Here is a 17,592-nt window from a genome sequence, read left to right on the forward strand (position 1 = left end):
ACAACTTCGCAACTTTCGTGTGCTCTAGACACGCCAAATAGCCGTCCTCAAATTGTAGTCATTTAAAGAACGGCTAGTTCAGATCGAGCGTAGAGTGCCTGCCTCTACCCCCTATTTGCCACTTTTGCGCATGATTCCCGCTCAATTAGTTCTGTCTTCAGGCTGATTTGGACTTCCGCTATATTCTTGTTCATAATCAGCTCGGTCAGCACTTTTACAATGATAGAGCTAATATCGTATCTAAACCGTCGGACAGTAGTTAATGGCGGAACCATAAACTCCGATAGCTTTAAATCATCAAAACCAACTAACGAGACATCCTTTGGAATACGGATGTTCATCTCAGCCAATCCTTTCATCGCACCAAAAGCAATGATGTCGTTAAACGTAAATATTGCGGTTATGGACGGATCCTCACTCATCAATTGCTTCACCGCCTCATATCCATGTGCAGGATCAAATGCACCCATTAGGACATTAGTGTCGGACCATGGCATTTTAAAATCGCGAAATGCATCTTTGCATCCGTCCAGGCGGTTTAAATTCACCAGATGTTGCTTAGGCCCGGCAATGATTCCAATTTTCTGATGCCCCAATTCATGCAGATATCGAATCACATTATAAGCGCCTTTACGGTTATCATAGTCAATATAGTTATGACCGATCTTATAGGTTCTTCCATTCGTAAGCAAATACGGAATGCCGAGTTTCTCAAACTCTTCAAACACCTTGTCATTAACAAATGGATCAAAAATGATGGCTGCATCCACTTTTTCCTCACTTAACAGCTTATACGCTGGCGAGGACTGCAAGTCCGTATTATGCTTCACAATATGAATCTGATGACCATAATCCTCAAATTCTTCCTTTAAATGATTTAAGTCGGCAGAGGTAGACGGATCATTGTCGAAGAAGTCATTATTCCCTGGAACGATGACGACTATATTATAAGATATGTTTGCCAGTTTGGAGGGAGCGACACCTGGTTTTAGGTGTTCATTAACAATTTCCAGTACTTTCCTGCGTGTCTCTTCGCTGAAATTCCCCTGATTGTTCATGATCCTGGACACCGTGCTAATTGACACGTTTGCCTTTTTCGCAATTTCTTTTAGTTTAATTTGCTCTCCCTCCTATCTTCAGGAAATTTTTTGCGCGTTAAAGAAATTATAGCTTTTATTATTGTATCTCGTCAATTTCTCCTCAATCTATACTTGAGAGTAATATTTTTTTACAGGATTTCAACTTCTACATGCTCCATATAAAACAAAAAAACTTGATTTCTCAAGGTTTTCACTGTGCTGCCAAGCAATTATTTCAAACATCAGCGACCATCGTCTGGTTTCTTCCCCTGCTCTTTGCCAGGTATAACGCCTGATCGGCCTTCTCCAGCAGCCCCTCCCGCTCCAATGCATGAAAAGGATAATGGGCGATTCCCTGGGAGATCGTAACCTGTGTCGGGATTGGACCCCCGCTTTGTTCCAGTGCCCGCCGGACTCTTTCAGCTACGTTGAAAGCTTCCTCAGGTCTAGTGTGGGCCAGTAGGATGACGAACTCTTCGCCGCCGTAGCGGTAGCAAACATCGTCTGGGCGAAACGAGGCAACGATAACTTTGGCTACATGTTTCAGCACTTCGTCGCCAATGAGATGGCCGTAGGTATCGTTCACCAGTTTAAATTTGTCTACATCCAGCACAATGAGCGAAAACGGTTGACCTGCGGCAATCCACTGGTTCATCGTATACTCTAACGATCTACGGTTCAATAAACCGGTCAGAGCATCGGTCACTGCTTCTTGGGTCAGTTGATCCGTCTGCTTCTGAATATCCGTCACGGCAAGCAACACAGCCTTGGTCAGCAGATCTGCCTCTCGGCTCCATTGCGGCTTTGCTTCTGGTAATACAATTTTTTCCTTGCCCATCCTGCTAACCAGGTTTGCCAGGTAGACAAAAGGCCGGGCCAACTTGCGCGCTACGAGAATGACGCCCATCAGGAGTATAATGAAGGGAAATAACGAATACCCGAGAATTGTCCGAAGGTGGCCCATCAGTTGATGATGGATGACACTAATCGGCGAAACGACCACAATCCCCCATCCGTTGGCCGGAACGCTGGAGTACCCGGCAAGCATTTCAATGCTGCGGGTGTTGCGCGCTTGCTGTTCTCCGCTTTCCCCTTTCATAAGTTTCTGCACAACCTTATTACTGCTGACATCCTTCCCAATAAGCTGTTTATCAGGGTGGTACAACAGATGCCCGCTTGCATCCACAATATAATAATAAGAACCAGAATCGTCCACGTTGTTGTCGCCAAAAATCATAGACAAAATATTGTTCTCCTGCAAATAAAATGTGCCGCTCAAAATACCGCGATATGCACCCTTGTTGCTGAAGATAGGCTGACTCATAAAAACGATTAGTCTCTTGGTGGTTTGGGTCATATAGGGGGAGGATATGTAAGGTTTTTTGAACGCCAGAGCTTCCAAACCGACTTTAGAAGTAATATGGTCGCCTGTTGTCCCCAAACTAGTCGGTACTACGTTGCGGACCAGCCCGTCGGCATCGACCACGGCGATAGAATTGAAGTAATTGCTACTATTGCGCATCAGTTCCAAATTATCATCTACTTGCTTCGGCGTTGAGCCACCGTCTTCGGAAAGTGTGGCAGCGCTGTATTCCAAACTGCTGCGCATGGACTGAAATAAGGAATCCATTGTCTTGGTCATTCGGTCAGCATTGTAGTAATTCAAATGGAGCGTAGTCTCCATCAATGATTGTTTCTTGGACTCGTAAGAACCGATCAGAAGAATGCTTGAGGTTAGTAGAACCACCAGCGTAACCAAGCCCGTAAGCAGCGATGTGAGACTGAGCTTTTTACTTTGACGCGGCTCGGCTCTTCTCAGTGTAAGCAAACTATAACCCTCCTTGAATCTTGAAAACTAGCTCAATCAATAATACAACAAATTAAGATGTTATTCGACAGTGATCTCCAATCTCTCACACCACTGTACGTCCCATTCGATATACGATGATTCATGAAATATTACATATTAAAAAACTCTTCTCCAGAACTTAAGAATTGACAAGCACTGAAAAAGAGTATTTTCATACGTGATTATTGAAGATCTTAAAAAGTTTGGCTCAATATAAATATGAGTAAATTCACTTCGAGAAATAGTTTTTTCCATATTGGAATCCTTCATTTCGCTTAATGTAAAAGAGACTTTAAGTTGTGCAATAATTCATCAGGTAGTGGCTCTTTCATTAGTTTGTTAAGTATTTCATTCCTCGCTCCGTTGTTTTTCAAAAATGAGAATAGCAGGTTTGCCTTATCCGTACGATTCATTAGAGCATAGGCAACAAACCATACTTCAGGAGCAGACACTTGAACACTATTCCAACTCAAAGTCGGAACTGTTGGCATTTTACAAAGCCCTTTAGTAGAATGAATCGAGAAGTTTCCTAATATTTCAACCGGAGGGTTTCTTTTGTGAATTAATAGTTTATACTCACTTCCGAAAGGATAATCCCCACTCTTTAGTTCCTCAACTTTGAAGTTTCGTAGAGCATCTATGACAGTTACTTTAGGTGCGTCAGTCATAATATCCCAGTCATGAACGGAATTGATTAGACCCAAACTTAGTAATAAACCACTCCCACCCAAGGAATAGTTAATGCCGAATTGCTCTAATTTTTCTGTTACGATAACCAAATTGTTAATATCTGAATTCATTATTCGAGAACCTTCCTTTAGTTATTTTTTCATTTAATTCAATATACCATATACTGAAAAAACAGATAAAAGAATGGAAACCTAAAGATACTGAATCGAGACTAAGAAGGCACGGCGCCATTCACCAACTATTAATTCGCCAAAATTAGATTCAGACTCTTCTCCAGCACTTTCAGTCCTGCTTCCGGCTCGATCCGGTTCCGGACAATATTCTGAAGCTCCTCAGACATTGCCGTGAACAGCGTCGCGTATTTATCGGTTTTGGGGGCAAACTTCACCTGATCCCTAGATTGAATAAACCGATCCCGATAAGGCAGCTCCCGGTAAGCCCGGCTCTCTGCGATATCAAGATTCGCCGGAACATGACCTGCTTCCCCCCAGATTTTACCGCCAACCTCCGAGAAGTACTTCACGAAGTCCATGGCGCCTTCCTGCTCTTCTTCGCTGACGTAAGCCGGAATAACCAGTGTATGTGAGCTTCCCCAGTGGGCTGAGCTGCCGAAGATCGGCGGGATAGGTATAATTCCTATGTCAAGCGCATTATTGCTCAGATGATGCCCGGCTTCCCATACCCCGCCAAACCACAAACCAGCCTGGCCGTTATAAAAGGAATCCCATGGCGTATTGTCATTCAGATCGCTTAATCCCTCTTCGAACAGCTGTTGGTAGAAGGTCAGGACTCGCACCGACTTCTCATTATAAATCACCGCTTGTTTCATGTCGGGACTGAACAGCTCCCCGCCTGACTCATAATACAGATCCAGGAAAGATTCCTGAAAATAAGGGGTATTGACCGCCATAGGCTGTACTCCCGGAACCCGCGCAGCAATCTGCCGCAGCAAGCGGATGAACCCTTCGGGGGTGTTCATTTCGAGCTTCGGCGTTCCTTCGGGAGTTAGCAATCCGGCCTTGGCCAGTATATCCTTGTTGTAATAGAGCATATGAAAATGGGTATCCAGCGGTACCGCATAATATTGTCCGCCGTAACTGACGCTCTGAAGGTTCTGTTCACCGATTTTATTGAATTGGAACCTGCCCTGTTCCGCCAGAGCATTCAGTGGTACGATTTGCTTGGCTTTAATAAACGGCGACAACCGGTCCGCATGGACTACGGCTACATCCGGCCCTTTGCCGAAGGACAGAGCAGTGCTGAGCCTGGCATAATATTCGTTAGATTCCAGTCTGAGCTGCTTCACAAATACTTCTTCCTGGGAAGAATTATAATCCTTGATGATTTTCTCTACGAATTCACCTTCTCCGCCTCCAAAAGGATTCCAGAAGGACACTTCAACAGGTACCGGACTTTCCCGCAGGCTTTGATTCCCGGGAGAGAGATCCGCACAGCCCGGCAGCAGGATCAGACACAGTAGCAGAACCGGTACCATCCGACCCATATTTTTCATCTCACTCACCCCCTTTAGTTTAAATCCAATTCGGCTAATATACGTAAGCGTTTACAGAAGCTTCCACGAAGTTCATTTGCTGATCTTCCGAACCAGCCCACGATATTCCGACGGGGACACGCCAGTGATTTTTTTGAACACTTTGGAGAAATATTTTGGGTCCTGAATCCCGACTAAGGTTCCAACATCCCCTGCCTTCAGTTCTCCAGTAAGCAAGTTCTTGGCTTTCTCAATCCGAATCCGGGTCAGGTACTCCAGAAAGCTCTCCCCTACCTCCTTCCTGAACAGATTGGCGAAATAGTTCTTGCTCAGATGTACAAGCCGGCTGATCGACTGCAGCGTGATTTCCTGATAGTAATACTGCTGGATATACTGGGTTGCCTTAATAATGCTGTTCCGGTCGCTATGATACATATCTTTCATATGCTGTACCAGCGCTTCGAACGCCTGCACGAACCATAACCGGCTCTGTTCAAGCGTTTCCAGCATCGCCAGCTCGTCAAAATACTGCTTCTTGAGCTCCAGAACCTGCTCAGCATCCCTGGATACATCGGGCCATAGGGTCGTTAATATCATCAGCAACTCAAGTGAAATAATCTGCACAAGATCTGCATCCCTGCGCACGGCAAGCTGTCCGAACAGCTGCTCCAGATATTCCGTCAGCTCTCTGGACTGGAAAGCGTACACCATGGATTGAATCTGGTGGCTGCTGATCTGGAGCGCATGAGGCGGCGCCACCTGCGCCAGCAGCTCATCGCTCCCGTGAATCAGGACACGCCCGTTTCCCATAAACAGCTTTTGCTTGGCTGCATCCACGGCCTGAGCATAGGCATTCTTCACCTCTGTCCACTGCCTGGTTACACCACTAATGCCTATAGTCGCCGTCCAGCCGCATCGTCTGGATAAGCATTGAATAAGCTCTTCACTGCGGCTGCGCAAGAGGTCTATCCGATCAGCAACTGCAGGCTTTGCCGTGAGGTCTGTGGTAACTATAATATTGAGTTCACCCTGCCTGTCAGGGAAAATTTCGTAGCCGAGGGTATTTTCATTCCAAATCTGCTCCAGCATACTGCGGATCACGGTCTGTCCTTGCCCATACCTTGGCTCAACGCCGCTGCTCAGGCTGATATGTAGCAAATACAGCGGCCGTGAATCAGTGAGTCCCGCCTGCGTGAGTTTATGTCTGTCTATCTGACCCTGAACCGGCCCCCGATCAATCAGATCCATCAGGAAACTTTCCTTATGTACCGGCTCCGGGTGAACACCCTGAGAATGGACTGCCGTGTTCTTCTGCACTGCCTCCAGACTTTCCTTCAGCTTAAGCAATACTAACTCAAAGTCACGGGGCATCATATCCGATTTGATCATATATTCGGATACACTGTGTTTAATTGCTTCCTTCGCATACTGGAAATCTTCGAGGTTGCTGAGGATGATGATCTTAATATCCGCTGAGAGCCTCCGCACCTCGGCTATCAGCTCAATGCCGTCCATCACCGGCATTTTAATATCGGTAATCAGGATATCAGGCAGTCCGGTTGCCATCAACGCCAGCGCTTCCTGGCCATTCGACGCTTCACCGGTGACCTCCATCCCGATGGTCTCCCAATTAATCATCGACCGGATACCATATCTCACGATAAATTCATCTTCTACGATAATGACCCGGTGCATCTCAGCGATTCCCCCTTATGTCATTTGTCATCAAAGGCAGCTTGATCCGTATTGACGTTCCTGTGCCGGGCTCACTTTGGATCTCGATACCGTACATTTTTCCGCAAATGAGCTTAATTCGTTCATCCACATTCGCCAATCCTATGCCTCCCGATTTATCCTCATCCGGCGCTTGCTCGGTCAGCAGACTGCGGGCAAATGCGGGGTCCATCCCCTTACCGTTATCTGCCACCTCGAACCATACAAGGTTTCCCGGCGCTTTGCGGCAGGATATGCGGATGCTGCCGCCGGACCCCATATCCCCAAAAGCATGGATAATCGCGTTCTCGACAATCGGCTGCAAGATCAGCTTGGGCGTCCGCAGGTGGCGGACTTCATCGTCCATTTCAACGAATGTCTCAATATTGAAATTGAAGCGGAATCTCTGAATGCCCAGATAACACTGCACATGCTCAATTTCCTCTTCCAGCGTAACGGTTTCTTCACCCTTGCCCAGACTGATCCGCAGCAGCCGTGACAATAAGCTGACCATCTCTGCCGCGTTGTTGGCTTTCTGAATCAGGGCCGTCCATTTAATAATATCCAGCGTGTTGTAGAGAAAATGCGGGTTAATCTGCGCCTGCAGTGCCTTGAGCTCGGCCATCCGTTTCTGGTCCTGCTCTAGATATACCGCTTTCAATAGTTCATCTATCCGCGCAACCATATAGTTGAAATTATCACCAAGGATATCGAATTCGTCATGCCGACTTTTGGCTTTGTAGCGGACGCTGAGTTCGCCGGACATCACCTGCCGCATCAAACGGATCATCTTCAGAATCGGATTGGTGATGGAATTCGCCAGCACAAGCGCGGCAATAACCGAGAAGAATATACAAAGCAGCCCGACGAAGATAAAGATCTGCAGCAGACGGTTCGAATCCTGGTACAGCGCAGCCTTAGAAATGACATTCACAACTACCCAATCATTGGTGTGAAGCTTCTTGGCATTCACGATCAGGCTGTCGCCGTTGTAAGTGAGCGGGAATCTCGTTTCCTCCGGTCCAGAATGAATGAGCCTCTCGTAACCCGCCTGACCCAGCACCTCAGTCACACTTTTGCCGATCAGCCGGCTGTCCGGATACGAGACCAGCATACCGCGCCCGTCCATTACAAAGCTTTGCAGATCCCGGTTGTTGCTCACCGCCTTCGAGATCAGCTCCTTTATGACATCTTCACGAATATCCAGGACAGCAACAATTCCCAGTGGGCTGTCATCGGATATTTTATACAATTGCTTGGCTACCGAGAAGACGTGTGTACTCTGGGAATTCAAACTGTCCACATAGGTCCCGTAACGGGTCGGATACCAGCGGAAATTACTGCCGCCCTCAAGGGTCTGCAGGAACGGCTCCACCTCGGCAGGGATTCGCTTGTTCCAGCGGTAGATTCCCTTGATATAATGTTTCCCGGATACAAAAGAAATGGACTGCACATCCTGATTAATCGCTACAATCGTGGACAGCTTTGTCGTCAGCGACAGACTATCCACATCATAGCTGGCCGCGTCTGTCCGATCAAGAGTCCGCAGCATACCCACAATCTCGTTGTTGTTCAGCACCTGCATCATCATGTCCTTGTAGACACCCAGCCGCGTATCCAGATTGTCGGCGGTTTGATACAGCAGATGCTCGGAATACTCCGTTACTTTGTGATTAATCGTTGATTTGGAGATCGAAAATGAAATAATCCCCATGACCACCAGCGGTGTCAAGGAGAAGAGAACGAGAAGCAGCATCCACTTATAGCGCATGCTGCTCTTCATTATTTTGATCCAGGATATCAAGCGGAAGCGCAAGGGCCTGGCAGTACTCTCTGGAGATTTAAGCATGCCCTATATCCTTTCTCGTTGTAGAGTCTTGAGACTGGAAATCTTAAAGATTAACCCTTGACGCCGGACATCGCCACGCCCTGGACAATATGCCGCTGCAGCAGAATAAAGACAATGATTGTCGGAACCGCCGCGATTGTACTTGCCGTCATAATCAGATTGAGCGACATGTTATTATTCGACAAAAAGGTGGGCAGCCCTGCCGAAAGAATCATATTTTCCTCAGAAGTAATGGCCAGATAAGGCCACAGGAAATTATTCCAGGAGAGGATAAAGAAGAAGATTCCCACAGAAACCATGGCTGAGCGTGTAAGCGGCAGACAGATGCTCCACCATAACCGGAAGCTGCGGCTACCGTCGATTTGCGCGGCTTCAATGTAATCCTTGGGTACCCCGTCCATGAATTGCTTCAGCAGCAGAATGCCGATAGGGTTGGTCAGTCCAGGCAGGACAATCGCCCAGATGTTATCAATCAGCTGCAGATGCAGCGCAGTTTCATAAAGCGGAATGAGTATTGCTTCCGTCGGAATCAGCAGACCTGAAACGATCAGCACATAGAATATTCCCCGTGTCCGGAATGGCAGCTTGGAGAACGAGAATGCAGCCAGCGAGCTAAGCAGAAGGGAGATTACGGTCGTGAGGACACCAATGACCAGACTGTTCCATGTCCAGTGCAGAATTTGCGAGTCCCGGATGACTTTGACATAGTTATCGGTATTCAGATCTGACCATTTCACCCAATCAGCCAGCGTATATACGTTCACACCATCAGGCTTCAGGGAGGTGAGGAACATCCAGATTAGCGGGAAAATAAACAGCAGCGCAAGTAGAACAGCAGCGATATTTAAAGCGAGCTTTTTCATGAATGTCTCCCTCCTATCCGTCTTTCCGGTCTGTGATTTTAAATTGAACCACGGCGATCAACAGCATGATGAAGCAGAAGATCATCGACTGCGCTGCGGCCAGGCCGAACATGTCTTTCTTGAACCCTGTAACGTAAATATAACGGATCATGGTATTGGTGGAATCTCCCGGCCCGCCGCCGGTCATAATTTGCACCTGTCCGAACAGCTTAAGGCAGTTGATAATCTGATAAAAGATCTGGATCTTCATTACGCTCGACAGCCCCGGCAGTGTAATGCTCCAGAATCGCTGCCAGGCATTGGCGCCGTCAATCTTCGCCGCTTCGTAATGATCGGTGGGGATTTCCTGCAGTCCGGCAAGGAACAGCACCATCACAAATCCCACGCTCCACCAGTCTGTCGCAATCGTAATCGCCCACCACACAAATCTGTGATCGGTGAGCCAGTTGATATCTGCATGGATGCCCAGTACATCCAGAGCTGCGTTCACTGGACCGTTCTTCGCGTCGAACAGTTTCAGCCAGATGAAGCTGACCACGGAGACCGACAGGACATACGGCAGGAAGAACACGGAGCGTATCAGGGTCCGCAGCCAAATTCTCTGATTGATAATCAGTGCCAGTATGAGTCCCAGTACGAGTACGGTAGGTGCGCATAGCAATACAAAGTAGAAAGAGTTCCACAAATACGAATAGAAATCCGAATTCCCCAGAATTTTCTTATAGTTAGCCAAACCGGCGTACTTCTGCATCCCTTGAATGCCCCAAACATGCAGGCTCATCCAGGCTCCGCGGATTACCGGCCACAGATAGAACACCGCAAATGGTACCAGGAACGGAATCAGGTACAAAATGGCTTTCAGTTCCTTCAGTAGGTGTATAGGCTCTGCCCTGCGAAGAGGCGCAGCAGCCTTATTCTCTCTTAAAGTCCGCTCCATCGGTCATACTCTCCTTCAATCAAAATGGCGCTTATGCCTGGAGGCAGCCCCCGCCTTACGGGCAGGGACCTCCCCTTTCCGGCAGAATGAGTTAGTTCTCCAGCACTTCGTTAATCTGTTTCTCCAGTTTTGCCAACCCGTCTTCGGGAGTCTCGCTGCCGAAAATAATGTTCTGCAGTTCTTCGGAAATAGTAGTAATGATTGTTGTGTATTTATCTGTCGGCGGAGCAAATTTCACGGTCTTCTGCGCTTCGATGAATTCACTGCGGTAAGGCAGGCTCTTATAAGCATCGCCGGTGGTTACTTTACTATTCGCAGGCACATGTCCTGCCTGTCCCCAGATCTCTCCACCAACTTCAGAGAAATACTTCATGAACTTGGCTGCGGCCTCCTGCTTCTCAGCAGTTACATAAGACGGGATTACAAGCGTATGGGAGCTGGCCCAATGCGTCTGGCTGCCGAAGATCGGAGGAAGCGGCATAGCGCCGATATGCAGTGACTCATCTCCTAGTAACAGTCCCGCTTCCCATACCCCTCCGAACCAGAAGGCAGCTTTGCCGTTATGGAAGGTATCCCAAGGCGTTTTATCATTAAGATCGGAGTATTTGTTGTTATAGATGTCCAGGTAGAATTTGAGGACATCCAGTGCCTGCGGATTGTTGATGCTTGCTTTGGTCATATCCGAATTTAGGATATCCCCGCCGGCTTCATAGTACATATTCAGGAACGGCTCTTGAAAATAAGGAGTGTTAATCGCCATCGCCTGAACATCCGGCACTTTGGCCTGAATATCCGCCAGCGTCTGCTCGAAGCCCGCCGGTGTCATTTCGCCCAGCTTAGGGGTGCCGTCTTCGTTCAGCAGATCCGCCTTCTGCAGAATATCCTTGTTGTAGTAGAACATATGGAAGTGAGTATCCAGCGGGACAGCGTAAGGTTTACCATCGTAGGTCACACTCTTAATATTGGATTCAGAGATCTCCTTCAGGTCAAAGCCGACCTTGGAAGCCAGCTCATCTACAGACACAATCTGCTGTGCCTTCACGAACGGGGAGATCCGATCCACGTGGGCAATGGCAACATCAGGGCCTTTGGAGGAAGACAGCGCCGTACTTAGCTTCGCATAATACTCGTTGGATTCCAGACGGAGCTGCTTGACCGTTACTTCCTGCTGGGAGTCATTGAAGCCCTTGATGATCTGGTCTACGAAATCCCCTTCCCCGCCGCCGAACATGTTCCAGAAAGATATCTCTACCGGACTGCCGCCTGCATTCTCTGTTTTTGCCGGTTCATTTACCGCCTTGGCCTGCTCACCGTTCTCTTTGTTACCGGATGAGCATCCCGGCAGGATCAGGGCCAGCGTCAGCCCGGCCGACAGCAAACTTGTGAACTTCTTATTCATCCTCATTTGAACAACCCTCTCGTCAAAAAAGTTTGTATGCGAGAGCCCCTCTGCGTTTATGTAAGGGCTTTCTTGACTCTTACTCTACAGGGAATACCGCATGTGTTGAACCGACAAACCGCCGCTCATTGGTGAACAAACGAAAGATATTAATAACGAGGGGAACCCCAGAAGGTAGACGATCGTATGGCAGGTGGAGAATCGTACGGTGCACAGATAGACTTGCGTTATCAAAAAAAAGAAGCCCTTAAGGGCTCCAAAATTTTCAGATTAGTTCACTGTAATATTGTCGAAGCTGACGCTGTTGTTAAAGCCGCCCCGCACCCCGATGGTACCAGAGGTATATACTGCATCGTTCATGTTGATCTTAGGCGTGGTCATATCTCCGACGTATAACTTAATGTTCCCGCTGTTCACAACCACCTTCATATGATGCCAGGTGTTTACTGCAATAGGTGTTGCTACCGTCTGCAGCGGTGTCCAGCCGTTGTTGAAGCGTCCCAGCCAGACCTGGCCTGCGGAATCAATACCTGCGGCGTAGCCTTTCTGCAAATCGGCTCCAGTGCCCGGATTGGTCAGATTGAAGATCAGACTGCCCTGGCCCGCATTATTCAGCCTGATGTCGCCCTCCAACGTGTAGTTCATTTTGGAAGGGTATGGGGTAAGGACCGATTTATCCGCATTGACCGAGCTCAGGTTGTAGGTTCCGCCGCTCACAGCCCACGTTCCCCCATAACGAACCCATCCGCTGTCATTCGCAGAAAAATCATTGCTGTACGCACCGCTGAGTGTACCGAAACGGACCTGGACATTATGCCCGCCGACACTCCGCTCCACAGAATCAACCATCGCAATTTCATTTGCACCCGTCTGGTACATTGCAGTCCACCACGAATTCCCGAATGCCGGTACATCGTTATCCACCCATGTATTGCCGTAATCGTTGCTTAAAGACAGCACATTGGAGTTGGAGCTGAGCAGCAGACGGCCATCAGTTAAGGAGAGGAGATAAGGCCCGCCCTGCTGATTGGTCGATACCTGGGTGCCGATGCCGCTGGACCAGGTCTTGCCGTCCGTACTTTTCTTAGTGAAAATTTTGCAGTTCTGCGTTCCGCAGACTTCAAAAGCGACAATATACTGTCCGTTTGTCATCTTGCTCCAAACCGGCATACCTGGACGCGCTCCGGCGTTAGATGGGTCCCAGGCTACATAAATCTCATTCCCCCAGCTGGCTCCGCCATTGGTGGAAATTTTCTCGGAGAGGATCTGGCTGTAGGAAGGATTCTCAGTTACATGCTTCTCACTCGCATACATGACAGCTACCGAGCCGTCATTTAGTAGCTGCATATGCGGCTCATATACACCCTTATCCGGGTTTCCAAGAGAACCTGCGGTGCCGTTATTCTCGTCGATTGTACTCAAGAAGCTCCAATTCGCGCCTCCATTCACACTCTTATACACTCTGAGCTTATACGATTCCTGCCAGCGGACAGAACGCATCGCCAGCAGAAGGTCGCCATTTGCCAACTGTACAAACTGCCCGTTGTCCAGGTCACGCCCGTCCTCCCATAGAGTGGACATCAGCGACCAGGTGCGGCAGTTGTCTGTACTACGGAAGACCTGTAGCCGGGTGCCGCCCCAGGAGACTTTGGTGTAGCCGTTGTTGTCGTAAATGGCGGCCACCGCCAGCCAATCCCCGTTCGCCAGCTTGATCATCCGAGCATATTCAGCCCCAAAGGTTCCGGGTCTGAGCCCGCGGGCATCGGTGCCCGCATCCGTGAAGGTGTTAATATCGGTAATCGTGGATGATGTGCCCCACACTACCGGGCCATTCGCTGCAAAAGCCGGGATGGCTGTAAGGACCAGAAGCAGACACAGGGAAGCAGACAGCGAGGTGAATAATTTTTTCAACAAATAAGCCCCTCCTCTTGATCTTCAATTATGAAACCTGTTGAACGCACTCACATGTAAGTGCTTTCAAACAAGATTCTAATCTGCTTCACCTTGTCATTGAACCGATAATTGACCGTTTTTTAGGCAACAAAGTTATGATTATTCTGCTGCTGACAAATTGATCTTCCGGATCACTTCCAGAGGAATTTTCGGCGTCCGGTCCGCTGTTAGCAGTCCGTTCACTTCCTGCTGGACATCCGTAATCTGCGTGTAGCAGTATCCGCAAATATAAGGCGTGTCCTTGATTGCCTGCGTAATCTTGCTGAACCGCCCGATGAACGCCTCCTCATTACTTACCTGCTCTCCGTAGCCCCAGCCTTCGTCGGAATTAAAAGCAATGCCCCCGAATTCACTGACCATCACCGGCTGGCTGCGGTATTCATAGCCTTTTGCCATCACATATTTCCAGTTGTTGAAAGATAATCCTCCGCCTAGTACGCTGCCGGAGTCAGCATAACGCTCTAGCAAGGCATCTCCGCTCTGCTCATAATCATGCAGGGTGATGATGTCACTGATTGTATGCTCCCAGCCGTCATTCACAATGACCGGACGATTAGGATCAATAGCTTTGGTCAGATGATAAATGGCTTCCGTAAATTTCTGCTGCTGCTTATTCGTGTAGACTTGCGGAATACCCCAGGATTCGTTAAAAGGCACCCAGGTGATAATTGAAGGATGGTTATACTGCTGGCGCACAATCTCTGTCCATTCATTCGTAAAGCTCTCCACTGCCTCATCATTGAACTCGAAAGTCGCCGCCATCTCCGACCAAACCAACAGGCCTTTCACATCACACCAGTAGAGGAACCGGGCATCCTCGATCTTCATATGCTTACGCACGCCGTTATAACCCATAGCCAGAATTGCGTCGATATCGGCAATCAGCGCCTCTTCTGACGGCGGGGTCAAGTGGCTTTCCGGCCAATAGCCCTGATCCAGAATCAGCCGCTGATACATAGGCGTATTGTTAAGCAGCACCTTGCCTTGTTCGATGGAAATTTTGCGGAGGCCGAAGTAGGAATATACCCGGTCAATGACCAGATCATCTTTATATAAAATAAACTCCACTTCGTACAGCGCCGGTGCCGCAGGTGACCATGACTGCAGCTTCCACGGGCCATTCGCTTCATGGGTCAGCTCCACATCCAGCTGCAGCCAGGCCCGGTCTACATGCAGCGAGACCTGCTTAAATGTCTTCTGCTGCGTGCTGATCCGGGTCTCCAGGCGGAGATTATCCTCCGCTGCCTGTGTCTGATATTCAAAACGTACCGAGCGGTTATCAAGATCCGGCGTGATTTTGACAGCCTTGAGATAGGAGGGCGATACATACTCTACCCACGCACTTTGCCAGATTCCCGTTGTCTGCACATAGAAGCACTCGAAGTTCTCATCCACCCAGCGCTGCTTGCCCCGCGGCTGTGTACAGCTCTGGCTGTCTTCCGCTTTGACTATCAGCCGGTTGTACACTCCTGCACCAGTGTTCACATAATCGGTAATATCCAGCGAAAAGGCCGCATAACCGCCTTGATGCCCACCGGCGAAGCAGCCATTAACCCATACCTTAGCGGTATAATCGACTGCCTGGAAATTGAGTATCACTCGCTTACCGTTCAAATCAGCAGGAAGCTTCAGTTCCCGCTCATACCATACATAAGGATGGAAGGCGGTCTCGCCGATTCCGCTGGCCTGCGTCTCATAAGTGAAAGGAACCTGTATCTTCAAATCCCCGTGCAGATGCTCATTCCATTTGTCCCGCTCGCCAATGTTGTCATCATCAAACCGGAAATCCCATTCCCCGTTAAGGCTCTGCCAGTCGTTACGGACGAACTGCGGCCGCGGATAATCCTTGATATAGTGCTGGGTTGCCATTAAACTGCACACGCTCCTTATGAACAATATTTTTGTTTCATTACAATAATTATGTATTAATTATTACAGAATCTTCTGAAATGTCAATCGTAGAATGCATAGAAAAAAGAACCTTTGCCTATGGCATCAGGTTCTTCGCATGTTCATCACTTTGCTGTCAGAATCAATTACTCCTGATTACTGTACGGTATAAAAAATCTTCATCACCAGATCCTGTTCATAATCGCCGAACTTTTTGCCGAACAGATTCATTCCGCCCTTGAATACCGCATTCTCCTTCACACCCACCCGCAGATCCACATGGTTCTGCTTAGTAAGCCTCAGTTGGCTTAGATTGACGGTTGATATCTCTTGGTGGTCAATGGTGCTGCGGGTGTTGTCTACACTCCAGGTCTTGAGCGAGCCGAATTGCGTTCCCGTATCGAGCCACCAGGAAGGATTCAGCTTCCCGCGTCTGCCGCCGAAATCACCGGGCGACGTCCAGGTACCAACCTCCACATTATTGATCCACAGCGTAATATCCGAAGGCCAGTCATTCTCATAATTCGGCGCCTCGGAACAGATTTCCATCGAGAACTGAATCAGGCGGATGGCAGCCCCTTGCGGAATTTCCAGCGGATAGCGGTACTCGAGATAGCCCTTGCGCAGCCAGAGTAGCTGGGCATGAACCTTGTCAGGATGGAAAAAGCCCGCCGGCGAGTCCTCCACAATAATCGGCCCTGTCTCACTAACCATGCCGCAGGTTGGCGCTGCTTCACAAGCTGTGAAGTTACCGATCGGCATCTCAATTTCATAGCAATAATCGCCTTGATCCGCCTGCGCACGACGTTCCGGTACATTTATGACGATCTTGATATCATCATAGATGCGGCTACAGACCTTCATGGCTCCGCGCGAAGCAGGCAGCAGCTCGGTCTCAATCAGCTTGGCTTGTTCCAGCACCTTCACATTCGAAGCGGCGGTGGATACCGGTATCTCCAGCGCTTCAGCCAGCTCCACTACATTCATTCTTCGGATGTTCAACAACTCCAGCATTCTCAATCTAAGCTCCGTAGACAGCGCATGTGTCACTTTCACCAGATCATCAAGATGTTCCATGGATAATTCCAGAATATCGATCACTCCGCTTTGCTATCTATTTGAACTATAACATTGAACTTTTGAACTCTTATTTCCCCTTTTTGGCAATGATGTAACTGCGATGGAACGGGAAGAAAGCAAATTCACTATTTCGATTTAAATTCCTGCACAAAATACAACATTCCCCTCATTAAATCGGCTTTAATCAGAAAATATCTGGTTTGAGCAGTGTAATCATAACACAGCGGTCACAATAACTGTCACCTGCAGCAGCGTACCGCCTAATAATAAACGCCGGCCGAGCCATTGCTTTTCCCTTACCGATTCGACAAACACTGGCGTATTTCCTTTCGCTGCAGGGCAGGTTCGTAACTTGACGATTGTTATAGGTACATGGCTTAATGCCTTCTTGCCCAAGATATTCAAACAGATTGTTTTTCAGATGTTCTACAGTCTCGAATGAGTTGCTGTACCTCTTGAAGAAAAGCCGCACATGTTATTCATAATCCTTGTTTGTTCGCTGGCTTCCTGTTCTTTCTTCCAGAACAAAAATTGCGACAACGCTTCTGTCTATACCACTGCTTTGTTGTTCTTAATTTGTTTAATTCTAACCATAATAAAAACCCCCTTCTAGAACTTGTTATTATACAAGCACTGAAAAGGAGTATTATGACCTTGAGTCCTGTATACTCGAATGTTATTTCCAGACACACAGAACCCTAGCTTATTATAGAAGCTTTCCTTTAAGAAAAACAAAAAAACCTTGATTTCTCAAGGTTTTCACTGTGATGCCGAGGACGGGGGTCGAACCCGTACGGT

Annotated in this window: 12 protein-coding genes; all 12 read right to left on the reverse strand. The window is 48.3% G+C overall.

The window, feature by feature from the left end:
* Positions 1–104: 104 nt before the first annotated feature.
* Positions 105–1,118 (reverse strand): LacI family DNA-binding transcriptional regulator, encoded by a 1,014-nt coding sequence (locus tag CA598_RS18280; RefSeq protein ID WP_256989775.1) that lies wholly within the window; start codon positions 1,116–1,118, stop codon positions 105–107.
* 196 nt (positions 1,119–1,314) lie between these two features.
* On the reverse strand, positions 1,315–2,907 hold the full coding sequence (locus tag CA598_RS18285) for a sensor domain-containing diguanylate cyclase (RefSeq protein ID WP_094869507.1): 1,593 nt from the start codon (positions 2,905–2,907) through the stop codon (positions 1,315–1,317).
* Between the two features lie 296 nt (positions 2,908–3,203).
* On the reverse strand, positions 3,204–3,728 hold the full coding sequence (locus CA598_RS18290; protein WP_094877399.1) for a hypothetical protein: 525 nt from the start codon (positions 3,726–3,728) through the stop codon (positions 3,204–3,206).
* A 131-nt stretch (positions 3,729–3,859) separates the two neighbouring features.
* Positions 3,860–5,131 carry an extracellular solute-binding protein gene (locus CA598_RS18295; protein ID WP_094877400.1) on the reverse strand — a complete coding sequence of 424 codons (1,272 nt, stop codon included), beginning with the start codon at positions 5,129–5,131 and terminating at the stop codon, positions 3,860–3,862.
* A gap of 72 nt (positions 5,132–5,203) precedes the next feature.
* Positions 5,204–6,805 (reverse strand): response regulator, encoded by a 1,602-nt coding sequence (locus CA598_RS18300; RefSeq protein WP_094877401.1) that lies wholly within the window; start codon positions 6,803–6,805, stop codon positions 5,204–5,206.
* Between the two features lies 1 nt (position 6,806).
* Complete coding sequence (locus CA598_RS18305; protein WP_179281558.1) at positions 6,807–8,606, reverse strand: sensor histidine kinase; 1,800 nt, start codon at positions 8,604–8,606, stop codon at positions 6,807–6,809.
* 116 nt (positions 8,607–8,722) lie between these two features.
* A complete protein-coding gene (locus CA598_RS18310; RefSeq protein WP_094877402.1) occupies positions 8,723–9,535 on the reverse strand; it encodes a carbohydrate ABC transporter permease in 813 nt (270 codons plus the stop codon).
* Positions 9,536–9,548: 13 nt separating this feature from the next.
* Positions 9,549–10,472, reverse strand: a complete 924-nt coding sequence (locus CA598_RS18315) for a carbohydrate ABC transporter permease (RefSeq protein WP_094869513.1) — start codon at positions 10,470–10,472, stop codon at positions 9,549–9,551.
* A gap of 91 nt (positions 10,473–10,563) precedes the next feature.
* On the reverse strand, positions 10,564–11,877 hold the full coding sequence (locus CA598_RS18320; protein ID WP_094869514.1) for an ABC transporter substrate-binding protein: 1,314 nt from the start codon (positions 11,875–11,877) through the stop codon (positions 10,564–10,566).
* A gap of 264 nt (positions 11,878–12,141) precedes the next feature.
* Positions 12,142–13,452: a 3-keto-alpha-glucoside-1,2-lyase-like domain-containing protein gene (locus tag CA598_RS18325; protein ID WP_256990543.1), complete on the reverse strand. Its 1,311-nt coding sequence runs from the start codon at positions 13,450–13,452 to the stop codon at positions 12,142–12,144.
* Positions 13,453–13,923: 471 nt separating this feature from the next.
* The gene (locus CA598_RS18330; RefSeq protein ID WP_094869516.1) at positions 13,924–15,693 is read right to left on the reverse strand and encodes a glycoside hydrolase family 2 protein; all 1,770 of its coding nucleotides are present in this window, start codon (positions 15,691–15,693) and stop codon (positions 13,924–13,926) included.
* A gap of 177 nt (positions 15,694–15,870) precedes the next feature.
* On the reverse strand, positions 15,871–16,815 hold the full coding sequence (locus CA598_RS18335) for an ArsR/SmtB family transcription factor (protein ID WP_306440475.1): 945 nt from the start codon (positions 16,813–16,815) through the stop codon (positions 15,871–15,873).
* Positions 16,816–17,592: the final 777 nt, after the last annotated feature.

Origin of the sequence: Paenibacillus sp. VTT E-133291, assembly GCF_002264395.1 — a bacterium.
GTDB classification, from domain to species: Bacteria; Bacillota; Bacilli; order Paenibacillales; family Paenibacillaceae; genus Paenibacillus_AQ; species Paenibacillus_AQ nitricinens.